The following is a 15524-nucleotide window of genomic DNA, read 5'->3' on the forward strand; positions in this document are numbered from 1 at the left end:
TCAGAGACCGACGGCGACGATCTCGCGACCGTTGTAATGTCCGCAATGGTTGCACAGATTGTGCGGACGCTTCAGTTCGCCGCAGTTCGAGCACTCGTGATGAGCTTCGACCTTGAGCGAATCATGCGAACGGCGGTTGCCGCGGCGATGGGGAGATACTTTTCTTTTGGGGACGGCCATGGCGGCACCTGTTCCTCAATAAATTCTAGATGGTTGGTGGCCGCCCTAGGGGACGGCCCGGCAACGCACAAGGGTGCGTCAGACCGAAAAATCCAACCCGTGACGGTGAAGAAGCGCGCTATAACGATATTCGTTCCACTTGCAAGCGGTTGATAGCGGGAGTGCCAGCGTTGTTCGAAACCGCGGGCGCGCCTATCGTGAGAATGAAACGAGGGGGAGAGCACGAATGGACGGCACGACGATTTTCCTGCCGGTGACGCTGAGCGCCGCTGCGGCCGCGGCACTGATCAATCTGTGGCTGGCGATCCGGATCGGCCAGCTTCGCGGCAGCACGAGCATCGTCCACGGCGACGATGCGGGCGGGCCGCTGACCCGGCGGATGCGCGCCCAGCTCAATTTCGTCGAGAACACCGGCTTCGTGCTGATCCTGATTGCTGCCATCGAACTGGCCGGCAAGGGCGGCCAGTGGCTCGCCATCGTGGCCGCGGTCTATATGCTCGGCCGGATCGCGCACGGCATCGGGATGGATGGCGAAACCGCCACTCTACCACGCAAGATCGGCACCGTGGTGACTCTGCTCACCCTGCTCGGCCTCGCGATCGCCGCGACGCTGGTGGCGCTGCGGGTGATCTGACCCCCCGTTCGGGGCCGCCCTGTTCAGGACAGCGCGTAGTCGCTGACGAAGGCGTTGGTCTTGCGCTCCTGCCCGAAGGTGCTGGTCGGTCCGTGACCGGGAATGAAGGTAACTTCGTCGCCCAGCGGCCACAGCTTGCCGGTGATCGCATCGATCAGATCCTGGTGATTGCCCATGGGGAAATCGGTCCGCCCGATACTCCCCTGGAACAGCACATCGCCGACCACAGCGAACTTGCTCGGGCGGTGGAAGAACACGACATGGCCAGGCGTATGGCCGGGGCAGTGGATGACCTCGAGCACCAGCTCGCCGACGGTCACGGTGTCGCCATCCACCAGCCAGCGGTCGGGCTCGAACACCTGGCCGTTGACGCCGTATTTGCGGCCGTCCTCGTCGAGCCGGCTGATCCAGAACCGGTCGGCCTCGTGCGGCCCTTCGATCGGCAGGCCGAGTTCCTTGGCCAGGATCCCCGCCTCCCCGCAATGGTCGATATGGCCGTGGGTGATGAGGATTTTCTCGAGCTCGACCCCGCTCTGCTTCACCGCCGCCTTGAGCTTGTCGAGATCGCCGCCCGGATCGATCAGCGCGCCCTTGTTGGTGGCGGTGCACCAGATCAGCGAACAGTTCTGCTGCAGCGGCGTGACGGGCACGATGCCAGCTTTCATCGGGGGCCCGGCTTTCGTCGGAGGCGTGGGAGCGGTCTGGGTCATCGGCTGGACATGGCTCGTCCGATGCATTTGCGCAACCGGCGCTGCAGCAACTCCCGAGCGCCCGGTTTGCAACGACGGCCCATTTGTGCATTGTGACGACCGGGTCGGAAAGGGAGGCAAAGCGATGGAAACTTGCGACTACTCTGTAAAACCCCTGTTCGCCGAACCCTATTTCGTGACGAACATCGCCGATGCGATAAGTCCGCGGCAGGTCGAATTCATCAACGAGCTGAAGATGCTCCAGAACCAGGTCAATCTCATTTCCGAGGACCTGTATATCTTCAAGCGACCGGAACTCAGGACCATCGCGGATGCGGTGCAGCGAGCGCTCGACACCTATGCCAGCGAAATAATGGGCATCGCCCAACATCTCTATGTGACCCAGTCATGGGCGCTGGCCAATCCACCTGGTGTGGGCATGCACGGGCACGCACATTCCAATTCCATCGTCTCGGGATCGCTCTATTACTGCGATCTCCCGGAACCGGGCTCCAACATGATCTTCGACCGCCACCGCATGTACCAGCAACTTGCGCTGACGCCGGAGGAGGGCAAGGCGAACATCTACAACACGACCAAAAACGCCATCCAGCCCAAGAAGGGCGATCTGGTGCTCTTTTCTTCGAGCCTGTTGCATTTCGTCGAGCCCAACCAGTCGAGCGAAACCCGGCATTCGATCGCCTTCAACACCTTTCTGAAAGGCCAGCTGGGGAGCTTTCGCGACGTCTCGGAACTGGTTCTGAGCTAGGATCGAAAGCGGCGGAAGCCATTCGAGGCCAGCGCCCTCGCTCACCCGGCAACCGTCACAACCGGCCACCCTTCCAGACTACGCGGCCGATGATCTCGATCTCCTCGCGCGCCAGTTCGATCGGCGGATAGGCCTCGTTGGCGCTGACCAGTCGGATCCGCTCGGAACCGCTGGCCTGGACCTGCTTGACGTGCAAGGCATCGCCGATGCGCAGGACGAAGACGCCCTCGCCGGCGCGCTTGTTGCGATCGACGAAGATCTCGTCGCCGCTGCGCAGCACGGGTTCCATCGAATCCCCTTCGACGCGGATGGCGGAAAGATCCGCACCCTCCAGCCCCATTTCGCGCAGCCAGCGGCGCGAGAAGCGGAAGCTGTCGAGGGAAATTTCCGCCGATCCCAGCGCTCCCGGTCCGGCCGAGGCATCGAGCGGGAGTCGCGGAACGGCGATGAAATCCTCACTCAAAGTCTTCCGCAAGGGCACTGACGACGCGCCCAATTCGCTTTCCGAAACCCCGAAGAATTCGGCCAGCTTGTGCCGGTCGTTCTCCTCCAGGCGACGGGGCGATCCCTTGCGGACGAATTGCTGGAGGTAGCTCGGGTTGCGGCCGAGCATGGCGGAGAGCGAAGCGAGGCTGGAACGGCTGGCCTGCGCCAGTTCGAGCAGGCGGGCGCGTTCGGGCGCGGCGGCGTCATGAATTTCGACCAACAGCTGTTCCTCGGCACTTCGTCGAACCCGACATCGACATTTCCTATACCATAGGATTTTTCCTAGACAAGTTGGATTTCGGCTGGAACAAATAGCGAACACAGACCGCGAATCGCCAAGCCGAGGGAGTGCCATGCTGATCCGATCCGTCGAAAAATTCCTCCGCGAGCAGGAGATGCCCGCCACCAAATTCGGTCGCCTCGCGGCGAGCGATCCGCGCTTCGTGCTCGATCTGAGGATGGGACGCGAACCGCGCGGCTTCATGGCGGCGCGGGTGCTGTCCTTCATGGACGGCTATCGCGCCGGTCGGGAGGCTGCGCATGTCGAGTGACGGCCCTCCCCTCCATCCGCCCCGAAGCGGGCTGCGAACCGTGCGGCGATCCACCACCGACCGGCTGCGCGAAGCGCTGCTGGCGCTCGCCGAACAGCGCGGCGAGGTGCTGGTTCACCGCGAAAAGGCCTGGGCCAGCATCACCTTCGCGGGAACGCGTCACACCCTCTCGCTGCGCTTCACCGGGAGCGAGGCGGTGGCCGCGGGCGAACGCTTCGTCGCCGCGCTTCCCGAGCATGAATTCGCCATCCCCGGCCAGCTGGTCGCCGATGCGACGGTGAGCGAGGTCGAGCACCGGTTGCTGCCCGATCCGCTGCTGGTGGTGGGGTGCGAATTGCTGCTGCTGGAGGAGGCCTAGGCCCGTGTCAGATGCGTCGACACCCCCGGCCTCCAACCAATATCACAACCATCGTCACCCCGGCCCCCGAGCCGGGGCAATGCTTCCTTCCGGCGGCGTGCTGGAGACAGCCCGGCCCCGGATCAGGTCCGGGGCGACGGTGATATGACCACTCAGGTCCGCCGAATCACCAGATTGCGGATCTCGGTCATGTCCTCCATCGCGAAGCGCACCCCTTCGCGGCCCAGGCCCGAGTTCTTGACCCCGCCATAGGGCATGTTGTCGACGCGGAAGCTGGGGACCTCGTTGATGCAAATCCCGCCGCATTCGACCCGGTCCCATGCGTCGAGCACCTTGAACAGATCGCGGGTGAAGATCCCCGCCTGCAAGCCGAATTCGCTGCGGTTGACCTCTTCGAGCGCCGCATCGAAGTCATCGAACTTCATCAGCACCGCGACGGGCCCGAACGCTTCCTCGTTGACGATCTTGGCGGCGGTATCGACATCCTCGAGCAGGGTCGCCTCGATCATCTGGCCGTCGCGCCCACCGCCGCACAGCAGCGTGGCGCCGTTCGCCACGGCCTCGTCGATCCACCCCTTGAGGCGCTCGGCCTCGCCCTCGTCGATCATCGGGCCGATGAAGGTGTCGCGCTGCTTGGGGTCGCCCACCACCAGCGATTGGGCGCGTTCGACCAGCATGTCGCGGAACCGGTCGTAGACCGCGGCGTGGATGAGGATGCGCTGGACGCTGATGCAGCTCTGCCCCGACTGGTAATAGGTGCCCTTGATCACCCGTTCGATCGCGTCGTCGAGATCGGCATCCTCGTCCACGATCACCGCGGCATTGCCGCCCAGTTCGAGCACGACCTTCTTCTTGCCCGCGCGCGCTTTTAGCGCCCAGCCGACCGTGTCCGAGCCGGTGAATGACAGCAGCTTGAGCCGCTCGTCGGTGGTGAACAGATCGGCGCCGTCGCGGCTGGCGGGCAGGATCGAGAAGGCGCCCTCGGGCAGATCGGTCTCGGCCAGCACCTCGCCGATGATCAGCGCGCCCAGCGGGGTCTTGCTGGCGGGCTTGAGCACGAAGGGACAACCGACCGCGATCGCCGGCGCGATCTTGTGCGCGGCGAGGTTGAGCGGGAAATTGAACGGGCTGATGAAGCTGCAGGGGCCCACCGGCACCCGCTTCCAGATCGACTGATAGCCCGCAGCGCGGGGGGAGATGTCGAGCGGCATCACCTCGCCGCCCAGCCGCACCGATTCCTCGGCGGCGATCCGGAAGGTGTCGATCAGCCGGTCGACCTCGCCCTCGGCATCGCCGATCGGCTTGCCCGCCTCGACGCAGAGCGAATAGGCCAGCTCCTCGGCGCGCTCCTCGAACCGCGCCACGCAATGCTCGAGCACGGCCTTGCGCTCGAAGCTCGCCAGCCGCGCCATCGGCTCGGTCGCCCGGACCGCGCCGGCTATCGCCGCGTCGATGATCTCGGGGGTCGCCAGCGCAGTGCGGAACGCGATCTCGCCGGAGTATTTGTCGGTCACCGCGAGATCGGTGTTGGGCTGCTGCGCCTTGTTGTTGAGATAGAGCGGGTAGGTATCCTTGAGCTTGGGCACGGCATCGTCCTCGTCATCCCGGCCACCATGCCGGAAACCCGCTTACTTCTGACCCGCCGCGAGAAGAGAAGCGGGACCCCGGACCGGGTCCGGGGTGACGGAGGAAGAAAGTTCGAGCGGGGAGGTCGTTCCGTCAGTAACCCAGTTCGAGATCGAGCCGCGGTTCGACCGGCTCGCCGCGTTTCCAGCGCTCCAGATTGGCGATGAAGCGGTCGGCGCTGCGCTGGAACATCTTGGTCTGCGCGCGGCCCGAGAGATGCATGGTGATCTGCGCGTTCTCCAGCGTCCACAGCGGATGGTCTTCGGGCAGCGGCTCGGGATCGGTGACATCGAGCAGCGCGCCCTCGATCGATTTCGAACGCAACGCCTCGATCAGCGCGGATTGGTCGACCACGTCGCCGCGCGCGATATTGACCAGCACCGCGCTGGATTTCATCGCCGCCAGTTCTTCCGCGCCGATCATGTGGCGGGTCTCGGGAGTGGAAGGAACCGCCAGCACCACCCAGTCGAACTCGCCCAGCCTGGCGCGCCATTCACCCGGCCTGAGCGCGCCATCCGCTCCCGAGCGGCGAACCGGCACGACCTCCATGTCGAAACCTTCCAGCCGGGTCTTCACCAGCCCGCCGATCGCCCCCATCCCCAGCAACAGCACCCGCTCGCCCGCAAGCTCGCGCTTGCCGGGGCTGTCGAGCAGCCATTCGTGCCGATCCATCGCGCGCACCACCTCGGCATAGCCCTTGGCGTGCGCGAGCATCAGCAGGACGACATATTCGGCGATGGTCAGCGCATTGATGCCCGCGCCATTGGTAACCACCGTGCCGCGCTCTGCCAGCAGATCGAGCGGCAGGAAATCGAGCCCGGCGTAGATCGAGTTGAGCCATTTGAGGTTAGTGGCAGCGGTGACGACCTCCGCCATCGGCGCGTGCTGCGCGAAGTCGAACCAGCCGATCTCGGCCCGAGGGGCGAGTTCCAGCGCCTCTTCCTTGGACATGAACCAGTGCGGCTCCACCCAGTCGGGCAGGCGCGGCTCGACCAGCGGGCGGATCATGGCGGAAAGGACGGCTGTGGTCATGCGGGAAGGCTCCTCTGGGCGCACCCTATCCGTTGGGGTTGAGGGAAGTCGAGCCGTTCGTGCGGGGCCTCTCGACTTCGCTCGAGGCGAACGGCTTTGGGGTATCAATCTTCGTCATTGCGAGCGTAGCGAAGCAATCCATGGAACTGCGCCATGGATTGCCGCGTCGCCTGCGGCTCCTCGCAATGACGAGGTTGGGACTGTCGCAACCACCCCCCGTTCGAGTGCAATCGAGACACCTCGCGCGACCGCCTCTCGGCTACGCTGGAGGCGAACGGAATAGCCCGTGCCTAAATTCCCTCAGCCCAGCTTCCATTCCCAGCCGAGCGGGTCGCCGTCCATCACCTCGACCCGCTTGGCTGCAAGCTCGTCGCGGATTGCGTCGGAGGCGGAGAAATCCTTGTTCGCGCGCGCCTGCTGGCGGCGGGCGATCAGCGCATCGATCCCGGCCTCGTCGATTTCGGCCGCGACCGGGTTCAGCCGCAGGTCCTCGCGGGTCAGCTCGAGCAGGCCGAGCCCGAGCAATCGGTCGGCGATCCGTACCCCCTGGATGCGCTTGGCGGCGGGGATCTTCTTGGCAGCCAGCAGCGTCTCGAGCTGGGTCAGCACCACGGCGGTGTTGAGATCGCCGCAGATCGCCTCGTCGAACATCGCCCGCTCCTGCGCGCTCAGCGGAAAGCTGCCCTCGGGCTGCTTGCTGGCGGCGAGTTCGGCCTTGAGCTTGTCGATCTGAATCACCAGCCGCTTGAGCCGGGTGAGCGCTGCGCCCAGCCCTTCCCAGCTGAATTCCAGCTCGCTGCGGTAATGCGCCTGGAGGCACATCATCCGGTAGGCGAGCGGGTGATAGCCGCGGTCGATCAGCAATTGCAGGCGCAGGAACTCGCCCGAAGACTTGCTCATCTTGCCGCTGCGCTCAATCAGGAAGTTGTTGTGCATCCAGATCTTCGCACCCGAATGCGCGGCCTCGTCGAGCCCGCCGCAGCCGCAGAAGGCCTGGTTCTGCGCGATCTCGTTGGGGTGGTGGATCTCGCGGTGATCGATCCCCCCGGTGTGGATGTCGAAGGGGAAGCCGAGCAGCTTCTCGCCCATCACCGAGCATTCCAGATGCCAGCCGGGTGCGCCGCGGCCCCAGGGCGATTCCCATTCCATCTGGCGCGTCTCGCCGGCCGGGGTCTTGCGCCAGATCGCGAAATCGGCGGCGTTGCGCTTGCCTGCGACGGTGTCGATCCGGCCCTCACCACCATCCTCGGTGACGGCGCGCGCGAGGCGGCCGTAATCCGCGACGGTCGAGACGTCGAAATAGAGCCCGGAGTCGAGCTCGTAGCAATGCTTGTCGGCGATGCCCTTGGCGAACTCGATCATCGGCTCGATGTAGTCGGTCGCCACCGACCATTCGGCGGGCTGGCGGATGTTGAGCGCGCGGACATCGGATTTGAACGCTTGCGTGTAGTGGCGCGCGATGTCCCAGATCGATTTTTCCGACTTGGCTGCAGCCTGCTCCAGCTTGTCCTCGCCCGCATCGCCGTCGTCGGTGAGATGGCCGACATCGGTGATGTTGATGACGTGGGTGAGCTTGTAGCCCCGCCACTCGAGCGCGCGCCCGAGCGTATCGGCGAAGACATAGGCGCGCATGTTGCCGATGTGGGGGTAATTGTAGACCGTCGGTCCGCAGCTGTAGACCCGCGCCTCGCCCTCGTGGACGGGGACGAAGGGCTCGAGCGCGCGAGTGAGCGAGTTGAACAGCGTGAAGGTGGGTGCGGTCATGGGGGGCCTGATACAATCACGTCATCCCAGCGCAAGCTGGGATCTGGTGCGGCCTCGAGCAATTCCGGGAGCGATCCCAGCTTGCGCCGGGATGACGGGGCGGTTTACCACCCCTCCCAGCGCGTGGTCTCCTCCAGCGGCGCACGCTGGACATCGAAGCGGTTCACCGGGGCTTCGGGATCGCGATAGCCGATCGCCATGCCGCAGAAGAAGGTGTGATCCGCAGGGATCTCCACCATCTCGCGCACCTGCGGGCTATAGGCCGCCCAGGCTTCCTGCGCGCAGCTATCGAGCCCAGCCTCGCGCAGCAGCAGCATCAGTGTCTGCAGCCACATGCCGATATCCGACCATTGCGGCGGACCCATGTATTTGGGCGTGTGGACCAGCATCAGCACCGGCGCGCCGAAAGCGCGGAAGTTCTGCGCGAACCACATCAGCCGTTTGGCCTTGTCCTCGCGCGCAATGCCCAGCGCGGCATACATGTCCTCGCCCACCCCGAAGCGGCGCTGCTCGTAGGCCCCGTCGAGATCTGTGGGGTAGATATCGTATTCGGGCCGGAGCGCCGCGCGCCCCTTGGGAAACTCGAGCGCCACTCGGTCGAACAGCGCCTGCATCGGCGCCCCGGTCAGCAGCACCGCGTTCCACGGCTGGACATTGCCCCCCGAGGGCGAACGCTGCGCCTGCTCGAGAACGCGGGTGAGTGTCGCGCGATCTACCGGCTGGTCGGTAAAGGCGCGCACCGAGCGGCGCGTCTGGACGGCTTGGGTAACGTTCATTGCGGTTTGCTATCGAGCAGGTCCGCGACATTGCGCCGCCCACTCGCCACCCGGAGAATCGTTACGCGATCGCCCGTATCCTCGAAGAGCGCAAGATACCGGCCGAAGCTTGCCGCGCGGACCGCACCGCCCCATTCCTCCCGGAGCCTGTACCTTCGAGGATTTTCGGGGATCTGCTCGATGAATGCGCGGAGTTCGGCCAGAAACGACCTCGCTCGCGGAGGATTGTCTTCGGCAATATACTCACCGATTTCGACGATATCGGTCCGGGCTTGCTCGGTATATTCGAGCTTCACTCGCCTTGCTCTACAGACTTTCGACGCGCCACACGATCGATCGTGTCGAGAGCCTCGGCGAAGACTTCATCGGACGAGAAACGCGGACCCGATCTTGCCCGATCGAGAATCGCACGCATGCGGGCGTTCTCGGCTTCGCGGTGATCGTAGTCCTCGCCCCAACCCCGCAAGGCTTCACGCACGACCTCGCTGGTGGTGGCGTATTCGCCGCGCTCGACGGCAGCCCGGAGACGGGCGACCATCTCTTCGGGCATGGTGACGGTGATGCGTTCTAGCTTACTCATAGGCCTACATTATCATACGATGTGTGACTTGAGCAACGCATGAGAGGATCTTGCGCCAGAGGCAGGTTCAAGGATTGAGGCAATGACTAAGCGGCCGCCTATTCCTCCTCGAACAGCCCCGCGAGTTGTTCGATGATCGTTCCGCCGAGCTGTTCGACATCCATGATCGTCACCGCGCGCTTGTAATAGCGGGTGACGTCGTGGCCGATGCCGATCGCGACAAGCTGGACCGGGGACTGTTTCTCGATCCAGCCGATCACCTTGCGCAAATGGCTTTCCAGATAGCCCGCCTGGTTGACCGAGAGCGTGCTGTCATCAACCGGCGCGCCGTCGGAGATGACCATAAGGATGCGGCGATCCTCGGGGCGGCGCAGCAGCCGGTCGTGCGCCCAGAGCAGCGCCTCGCCGTCGATGTTCTCCTTGAGCAGGCCCTCGCGCATCATCAGCCCGAGATTGCGGCGCCCGCGGCGCCAGGGTTCGTCGGCCTGCTTGTAGATAATGTGGCGCAGATCGTTGAGCCGGCCCGGTTCGGCGGGACGGCCGTCGGCGAGCCAGGCCTCGCGGCTCTGCCCGCCCTTCCAGGCGCGGGTGGTGAAGCCGAGGATCTCGGTCTTGACCCCGCAGCGCTCGAGCGTGCGCGCCATGATGTCGGCGCTGATCGCCGCGATCGAGATCGGCCGCCCGCGCATCGAGCCAGAATTGTCGATCAGCAGGGTGACCACCGTATCCTTGAACTCGGTATCGCGCTCCATCTTGTAGGAGAGCGCGTGGCCGGGGCTGACGACCACGCGGGTGAGGCGCGCGGCGTCGAGCATGCCCTCTTCCTGGTCGAAATCCCAGCTGCGGTTCTGCTGCGCCATCAGTCGCCGCTGCAGCCGGTTGGCGAGCCTTGTGACGATGCCCTGCAGCCCGGCGAGCTGGCTGTCGAGATAGGTTCGCAGCCGTTCGAGTTCCTCGCGGTCGCAAAGCTCGCTTGCCTCGATCACCTCGTCGAAGGCTTCGGTGTAGGGGCGGTAGTTGAAATCGAGCGGATCGTCGGTCCAGGGGCGGTTGGGGCGGACCGGCTGCATGCCTTCCTCGCCCTCGTCCGAGGGGTCGCCCTCGCCCATCTCCTGCTCGCCCTCGGTGTCTTCCTCGGCCTCGCCATCGGCGTCGCCCTCGGCGGTCTCGCCCGCCATTTCGGTGGCCTGCGGCTCGGCGTCGCCCTCGTCCTGCTCGTCGGCGCCGTCCTCGTCCTCAGGGGTTTCGCCATCCTCCTCGTCGCCGTCCTCGCCGCCTTCGTCGGGGGCATCCTGCGGCAGGGTGAGATCGAGGTGACGCAGCATGTCGAGCGCGAGCCGCTGGAACGAGGCCTGATCGTCGAGACTGTCGGCGAGCGCCGCCATGTCGCCGCCCGCCTTGGCTTCGATATGATCGCGGACCATGTCCACGCCCTTGCGCGCGCGCTCGGGGATCGCTTCGCCGGTCAGCGCCTCGCGCAGCATCAGCGACAGCGCAGTGGGGAGCGGGACATCCTCGGCGCTGTCGGCGCGGACGATCGGATCGGAAGCGGTGCGCAGTTCGACCGCCGCATCGAGATTGGCGCGGATGCCATTGTACTGCGTGGTGCCCAGCGCCTCGTAGCGGACCTGCTCGACCGCGTCGTAGCAGGCGCGTGCGATCGGCTCGGGCGGCGCGGATTTCTCGTGGACGCGCTCGTTGTGGTGGCGCAGCTTGAGCGCGAAACTGTCGGCGAAACCGCGCGCCTCGCGCGCCTGGTCCGGCGGGACATTGCGCCCTGGCAGCGGCACGCGGAAGTTCTTGCCCGCAGACGACGGGCTGTCCGCGCTCCAGGCGACCTCCACCTCTTCCTCGCGCGCCAGCGCCCGCGCGGTGCCGGTCAGCGCCTGCTTGAATCGGTCGAGAGGGGTCTGGTCGGTCATCGCGTACCCGGGTTCGGCTGCATCATCCGATGGTCTGGCCGGTGGTCTTCCAGTCGGCCAGGAAGCCCTCGATGCCCTTGTCGGTCAGGACATGCTGCGCCAGCGACATGATCACCTTGGGCGGCATGGTGGCGACATCGGCGCCGATCAGCGCGCTTTCGAGCACATGGGTGGCGTGGCGCACGCTGGCGACGAGGATTTCGGTGTCGAAGGCGTAATTGTCGTAGATCGTGCGGATGTCGCGGATCAGCTCCATCCCGTTGGCGCCGTTGTCGTCGTGCCGCCCGACGAAGGGCGAGACGAAGGTAGCCCCAGCCTTGGCCGCGAGCAGCGCCTGATTGGCGGAGAAGCACAGGGTCACATTGACCATGGTGCCGTCCTCGGTGAGCTTGCGGCAGGTCTTGAGCCCGTCGATGGTGAGCGGCACCTTGATGCAGACATTGTCGGCGATCTTGCGCAGGATCTCGGCCTCTTTCATCATCGTCGCGTGATCGAGCGCGACCACTTCGGCGCTGACGGGGCCATCGACGATCGCGCAGATCTGCCTGGTGACCTCGAGGAAATCCTGCCCCGATTTGGCGATCAGCGAGGGGTTGGTGGTCACCCCGTCGAGCAGGCCTGTTTCGGCCAGTTCCTTGATCGCGTCGATCTCTGCGGTGTCGGCGAAAAATTTCATGCTGTGCGCTCCGGGGGTTTGCGAGTCACGGCCAGCCTTAGCGACCGACAGGCGCAGGGGCTAGTGGGCGTCCAGTGACGGGCTAGAGCGCCGCAGCGGTGCCGAAGACGCCGATGATGAGCGGGTCGCGGGTGGCACCCGGATCGGCGCGGATGGCGGCTTCCTCGCGCGCGATCTCGCCCCAGATGATGTCGTCCACCCCGGTCGCGACCCGCCCGGCGAGCGCGCCCACATCGACTCCGGAAAGCCCCGCGATCAGCTCGCCCACCAGCGGATCCTGCGCGACCCGCATCGCAGTCCCGAGCTCGGGGACCATCGCCTCGACCAGCCTCCCGCCCATCTGCCCGCGCAAATAGCCGGTCGCCGCGCTCGGTCCACCGCGGACCAGATCGACCGCGTTCTGGAACCCGATCACCCGCACCGCATCGGTCACCAACGGCGCGGCTCGCTGCGCACCGCGATAGGCGACATCGGCGAAGGCGCTCTCGATCCGGTTCTTGAATAGCGCCGAGGTGAGGATCCGGCTCAGCACATCGCCTCGGGTGCCGAGCAGATTGCCCAGCCCGAGCTGCGCGACCTGGCTGTCCCAATAGCCATCACCCTGGAGCATCCGCGCGAAGGCGCGCTCACTCGATAGGAACAGCATCCGCTCGACCGCATCGACGAGGCTGTAGCTCCCCATGCTCTGGCAGGCCGGCAGCGCCAGCAGCGCAGTGCCTGCGGCGAGACCGCCGAAGGTCCGGGTCATGAAGGCGCGGCGGCCGAGGAAAGCGGCGGTCGGGGCGGCGAGAATATCGGTCATATCGTGCATCCTCTTGTAGCATACCCTTGTCGTGGGCGCGGGCTGCCGCCCATATGCGTTACCAGATGAACCGCGTCCGCTGCCTCGTCCTCAACGCCGCACTCGGCCCGCTCGACTACCGCGTGCCGGAGGGGATGGTGGCCGAGCCCGGGCAGGTGGTCGAGTGCCCGCTGGGCCCGCGCACGGTGGTAGGAATCGTCTGGGAGGCCGAACGGCTCCCCGGTGCCGAGGTTCCGGCGGAGAAGCTGCGCCCGCTGCGGGCCGCGATGCCGATCCCGCCGCTGTCCGCAGCCCTGCGGCGGCTGATCGAATGGACCGCGGACTACTACTGCGCCCCGCTCGCCAGCGTGGCTCGGATGGCGCTGTCCTCCGGCGGGGCGCTGCGCGGCCCTGCGACGATGACCGAATACCGGCTCTCGGGCGGGATGCCCGAGCGGATGACCGCGCAGCGCGAGGCGGCGATCGAGGCGCTCGAGGGCGAGCAGGCGACGGTGCGCGAACTGGCGGGAATCGCCGGGGTCTCCGAAGCGGTGCTGCGCGGGCTGGTCAGTCACGGGGTGCTCGAGCCGGTCGGGGTCGATTGCGACCGCCCCTACCCGCGCGCCGCTCCCGATCATGCGCAGCCCGATCTCAGCGCCGAGCAGCAGGCAGCGGCGGATATTTTTACCGATGCGGTGCGGGCGAAACGGTTCGCGCCCTTCCTGCTCGACGGGGTGACCGGCTCGGGCAAGACCGAGACCTATTTCGAACCCATCGCCGAGGCACTGCGGCTGGGGCGGCAGGTGCTGGTGCTGCTCCCCGAGATCGCGCTGACCGAGGCCTTCCTGACCCGCTTCGAGGAGCGCTTCGGCACGGCGCCGGTGCTGTGGCATTCGGCGCTTAAATCGACCGAGCGAAGGCGCGCCTGGCGCGCCATCGCAGAGGGCGGCGCGCAGGTGGTGGTCGGCGCGCGCTCGGCGCTGTTCCTGCCCTATGCGAAGCTCGGGCTGGTGGTGGTCGACGAAGCCCACGAGGTCAGCTTCAAGCAGGACGACGGGGTGCGCTACAACGCCCGCGACGTCGCGGTAATGCGCGGCCATTTCGAGCGCATTCCGGTGGTGCTGGCGAGCGCCACGCCCGCGCTCGAAAGCCTCGCCATGGCCGAGAACGGCACCTACACCCGCGTCGAGCTGCCGCGCCGGTTCGGCGGAGCGCAGATGCCCAGCATCACCACCATCGATCTGACGCAGGAGAAACCTGGCCGCGGCGCCTGGCTCGCAGAACCGCTGATCGCTGCGATCGCGGAACGGCTGGAACGCGGCGAACAGTCGCTGCTGTTCCTCAACCGCCGCGGCTATGCGCCGCTGACGCTGTGCCGCAATTGCGGGTTCCGCTTCAAATGCCCCAATTGCAGCGCCTGGCTGGTCGAGCACCGTTTCAGCAGCCGGCTCGCCTGCCACCATTGCGGCCACGAGACCGCACCGCCCCCGACCTGCCCCGAATGCGGCGAGCCCGACTGCCTCGTCGCCTGCGGCCCCGGGGTCGAACGAATCGCCGACGAGGTCGCCGACCGCCTGCCCGAGGCGCGGGTGTTCGTCGCGACGTCGGACACGCTCAACTCGCCCGGCCGCGCGGCGCAATTCGTGGCGCAGGTAGAGTCGGGCGCGATCGATGTGATCGTCGGCACCCAATTGGTAACCAAAGGGTTCCATTTCCCCGAGCTGACGCTGGTGGGGGTGGTCGATGCCGATCTCGGGCTCGAGGGGGGCGATCTGCGCGCGGCGGAGCGGACCTACCAGCAGGTCGCGCAGGTCGCGGGGCGCGCGGGCCGGGCGAGCAAGCCGGGCGAGGTGCTGATCCAGACCCGCCATCCCGACGCCCCGGTGATTGCCGCGCTGGCCTCGGGCGATCGCGACGGGTTCTACGAGGCGGAGACCGAGGCGCGGCGGATGGCGGGCGCCCCGCCCTTCGGCCGCTGGGCGGCGATCATCGTCTCGAGCGAGGAAGAGGACGAAGCGCGCGAGGCCGCCAACCGCATCGGCGCCGCGCGCCCGCGCCACGACGACATGGCGATCTACGGCCCCGCCCCCGCCCCGCTGTCGCTATTGCGCGGGCGCTACCGCTACCGGCTGCTGATCAACGCAAAACGCAGCGTCGAACTCCAGGCGATCCTGCGCCGCTGGCTCGGCGCATTGCACCACACCGCCGGGGTGCGGGTGAATGTCGATGTCGATCCCTATAGTTTCGTGTGATCCAGCTTCAGGTCGAACTCGGCCCGCGCGCTTTCGACCGCGCCGATGTTGGCGATCGCCCAATTTCCCAATCTAGCCACGGGATCGCATAAGGATGTGCCGAGCCCGGTGAGTTCGTAATCGACGCGGGGCGGCACCGCTGGCGTCACCGTGCGCTTCACCAGCCCGTCGCGTTCGAGCCCGCGCAGGGTGCGGGTCAGCATCCGCTGGGAGATGCCCGGAATCCCGCGCCTCAGCACGTTGAACCGCTGCGAGCCCTCGGCGAGGCTCATCACCACGCGCACCGACCATTTGTCGCCGACCCGCGCGAGGATGTCGTTCACCGCGCTGCATTGCGGCGGGCTCTCGACGCCGAGGGTTACACCGGTGTCCCTAGCGGACATCGCAGTGCCTTCTTGCGCGATGTGGGTAGCGGTTTCCATATGGCCTCCAGGTTATCGACAGTAAC

General features: G+C 66.2%; 18 protein-coding genes. 5 read left to right on the plus strand and 13 right to left on the minus strand.

Features of this window, described 5'->3' with window-relative positions; all coding sequences use genetic code 11:
- Positions 1-180: a 50S ribosomal protein L32 gene (gene rpmF, locus Q9K01_RS09315; protein WP_305929975.1), complete on the minus strand. Its 180-nt coding sequence runs from the start codon at positions 178-180 to the stop codon at positions 1-3.
- A gap of 226 nt (positions 181-406) precedes the next feature.
- Here rpmF and Q9K01_RS09320 point away from each other — a divergent pair, with 226 nt between their 5' ends.
- On the plus strand, positions 407-814 hold the full coding sequence (locus Q9K01_RS09320) for an MAPEG family protein (protein ID WP_305929976.1): 408 nt from the start codon (positions 407-409) through the stop codon (positions 812-814).
- Positions 815-837: 23 nt separating this feature from the next.
- On the opposite strand, the gene Q9K01_RS09325 is transcribed toward Q9K01_RS09320, so the two are convergent.
- Complete coding sequence (locus Q9K01_RS09325; protein ID WP_305930475.1) at positions 838-1479, minus strand: MBL fold metallo-hydrolase; 642 nt, start codon at positions 1477-1479, stop codon at positions 838-840.
- A 169-nt stretch (positions 1480-1648) separates the two neighbouring features.
- Between Q9K01_RS09325 and Q9K01_RS09330 the strand changes: the two genes are divergently transcribed.
- Entirely contained in the window at positions 1649-2272 is a 624-nt protein-coding gene (locus tag Q9K01_RS09330; protein ID WP_305929977.1) for a TIGR02466 family protein, read from the plus strand.
- A gap of 55 nt (positions 2273-2327) precedes the next feature.
- Here the strand turns inward: Q9K01_RS09330 and Q9K01_RS09335 are convergent, their stop codons facing one another.
- Positions 2328-2978 carry a S24 family peptidase gene (locus Q9K01_RS09335; RefSeq protein WP_305929978.1) on the minus strand — a complete coding sequence of 217 codons (651 nt, stop codon included), beginning with the start codon at positions 2976-2978 and terminating at the stop codon, positions 2328-2330.
- 133 nt (positions 2979-3111) lie between these two features.
- Between Q9K01_RS09335 and Q9K01_RS09340 the strand changes: the two genes are divergently transcribed.
- Positions 3112-3309, plus strand: coding sequence for a hypothetical protein (locus Q9K01_RS09340; protein WP_305929979.1), 198 nt, complete (start codon positions 3112-3114; stop codon positions 3307-3309).
- Positions 3310-3349: 40 nt separating this feature from the next.
- Positions 3350-3667: a hypothetical protein gene (locus Q9K01_RS09345; protein ID WP_305929980.1), complete on the plus strand. Its 318-nt coding sequence runs from the start codon at positions 3350-3352 to the stop codon at positions 3665-3667.
- A 152-nt stretch (positions 3668-3819) separates the two neighbouring features.
- On the opposite strand, the gene Q9K01_RS09350 is transcribed toward Q9K01_RS09345, so the two are convergent.
- The 9 genes from Q9K01_RS09350 to Q9K01_RS09390 form a co-directional block, all read right to left on the minus strand.
- The gene (locus Q9K01_RS09350) at positions 3820-5253 is read right to left on the minus strand and encodes an aldehyde dehydrogenase family protein (RefSeq protein WP_305929981.1); all 1434 of its coding nucleotides are present in this window, start codon (positions 5251-5253) and stop codon (positions 3820-3822) included.
- A gap of 133 nt (positions 5254-5386) precedes the next feature.
- On the minus strand, positions 5387-6325 hold the full coding sequence (locus Q9K01_RS09355) for a D-2-hydroxyacid dehydrogenase (protein ID WP_305929982.1): 939 nt from the start codon (positions 6323-6325) through the stop codon (positions 5387-5389).
- Between the two features lie 300 nt (positions 6326-6625).
- A complete protein-coding gene (gene cysS / locus Q9K01_RS09360; RefSeq protein WP_305929983.1) occupies positions 6626-8089 on the minus strand; it encodes a cysteine--tRNA ligase in 1464 nt (487 codons plus the stop codon).
- A 104-nt stretch (positions 8090-8193) separates the two neighbouring features.
- Positions 8194-8865 (minus strand): nitroreductase, encoded by a 672-nt coding sequence (locus Q9K01_RS09365; RefSeq protein ID WP_305929984.1) that lies wholly within the window; start codon positions 8863-8865, stop codon positions 8194-8196.
- Positions 8862-9161 carry a type II toxin-antitoxin system RelE/ParE family toxin gene (locus Q9K01_RS09370; RefSeq protein ID WP_305929985.1) on the minus strand — a complete coding sequence of 100 codons (300 nt, stop codon included), beginning with the start codon at positions 9159-9161 and terminating at the stop codon, positions 8862-8864. Before Q9K01_RS09370 ends, Q9K01_RS09365 begins: the two co-directional genes overlap by 4 nt.
- The gene (locus Q9K01_RS09375; RefSeq protein WP_305929986.1) at positions 9158-9445 is read right to left on the minus strand and encodes a ribbon-helix-helix domain-containing protein; all 288 of its coding nucleotides are present in this window, start codon (positions 9443-9445) and stop codon (positions 9158-9160) included. Before Q9K01_RS09375 ends, Q9K01_RS09370 begins: the two co-directional genes overlap by 4 nt.
- Before the next feature lie 98 nt (positions 9446-9543).
- Complete coding sequence (cobT, locus tag Q9K01_RS09380) at positions 9544-11367, minus strand: cobaltochelatase subunit CobT (protein ID WP_305929987.1); 1824 nt, start codon at positions 11365-11367, stop codon at positions 9544-9546.
- Between the two features lie 22 nt (positions 11368-11389).
- The gene (gene fsa / locus Q9K01_RS09385; RefSeq protein WP_305929988.1) at positions 11390-12043 is read right to left on the minus strand and encodes a fructose-6-phosphate aldolase; all 654 of its coding nucleotides are present in this window, start codon (positions 12041-12043) and stop codon (positions 11390-11392) included.
- Between the two features lie 82 nt (positions 12044-12125).
- Positions 12126-12845: a DUF4197 domain-containing protein gene (locus Q9K01_RS09390; RefSeq protein WP_305929989.1), complete on the minus strand. Its 720-nt coding sequence runs from the start codon at positions 12843-12845 to the stop codon at positions 12126-12128.
- Between the two features lie 65 nt (positions 12846-12910).
- Here Q9K01_RS09390 and Q9K01_RS09395 point away from each other — a divergent pair, with 65 nt between their 5' ends.
- Positions 12911-15076: a primosomal protein N' gene (locus tag Q9K01_RS09395; RefSeq protein WP_305929990.1), complete on the plus strand. Its 2166-nt coding sequence runs from the start codon at positions 12911-12913 to the stop codon at positions 15074-15076.
- On the opposite strand, the gene Q9K01_RS09400 is transcribed toward Q9K01_RS09395, so the two are convergent.
- Positions 15061-15498, minus strand: a complete 438-nt coding sequence (locus Q9K01_RS09400; RefSeq protein ID WP_305929991.1) for a winged helix-turn-helix transcriptional regulator — start codon at positions 15496-15498, stop codon at positions 15061-15063. The two genes, Q9K01_RS09395 and Q9K01_RS09400, sit on opposite strands and share 16 nt — an antisense overlap.
- Between the last annotated feature and the right edge of the window lie 26 nt (positions 15499-15524).

The sequence above is a fragment of the Qipengyuania benthica genome (assembly GCF_030717865.1).
Lineage (GTDB): Bacteria > Pseudomonadota > Alphaproteobacteria > Sphingomonadales > Sphingomonadaceae > Qipengyuania > Qipengyuania benthica.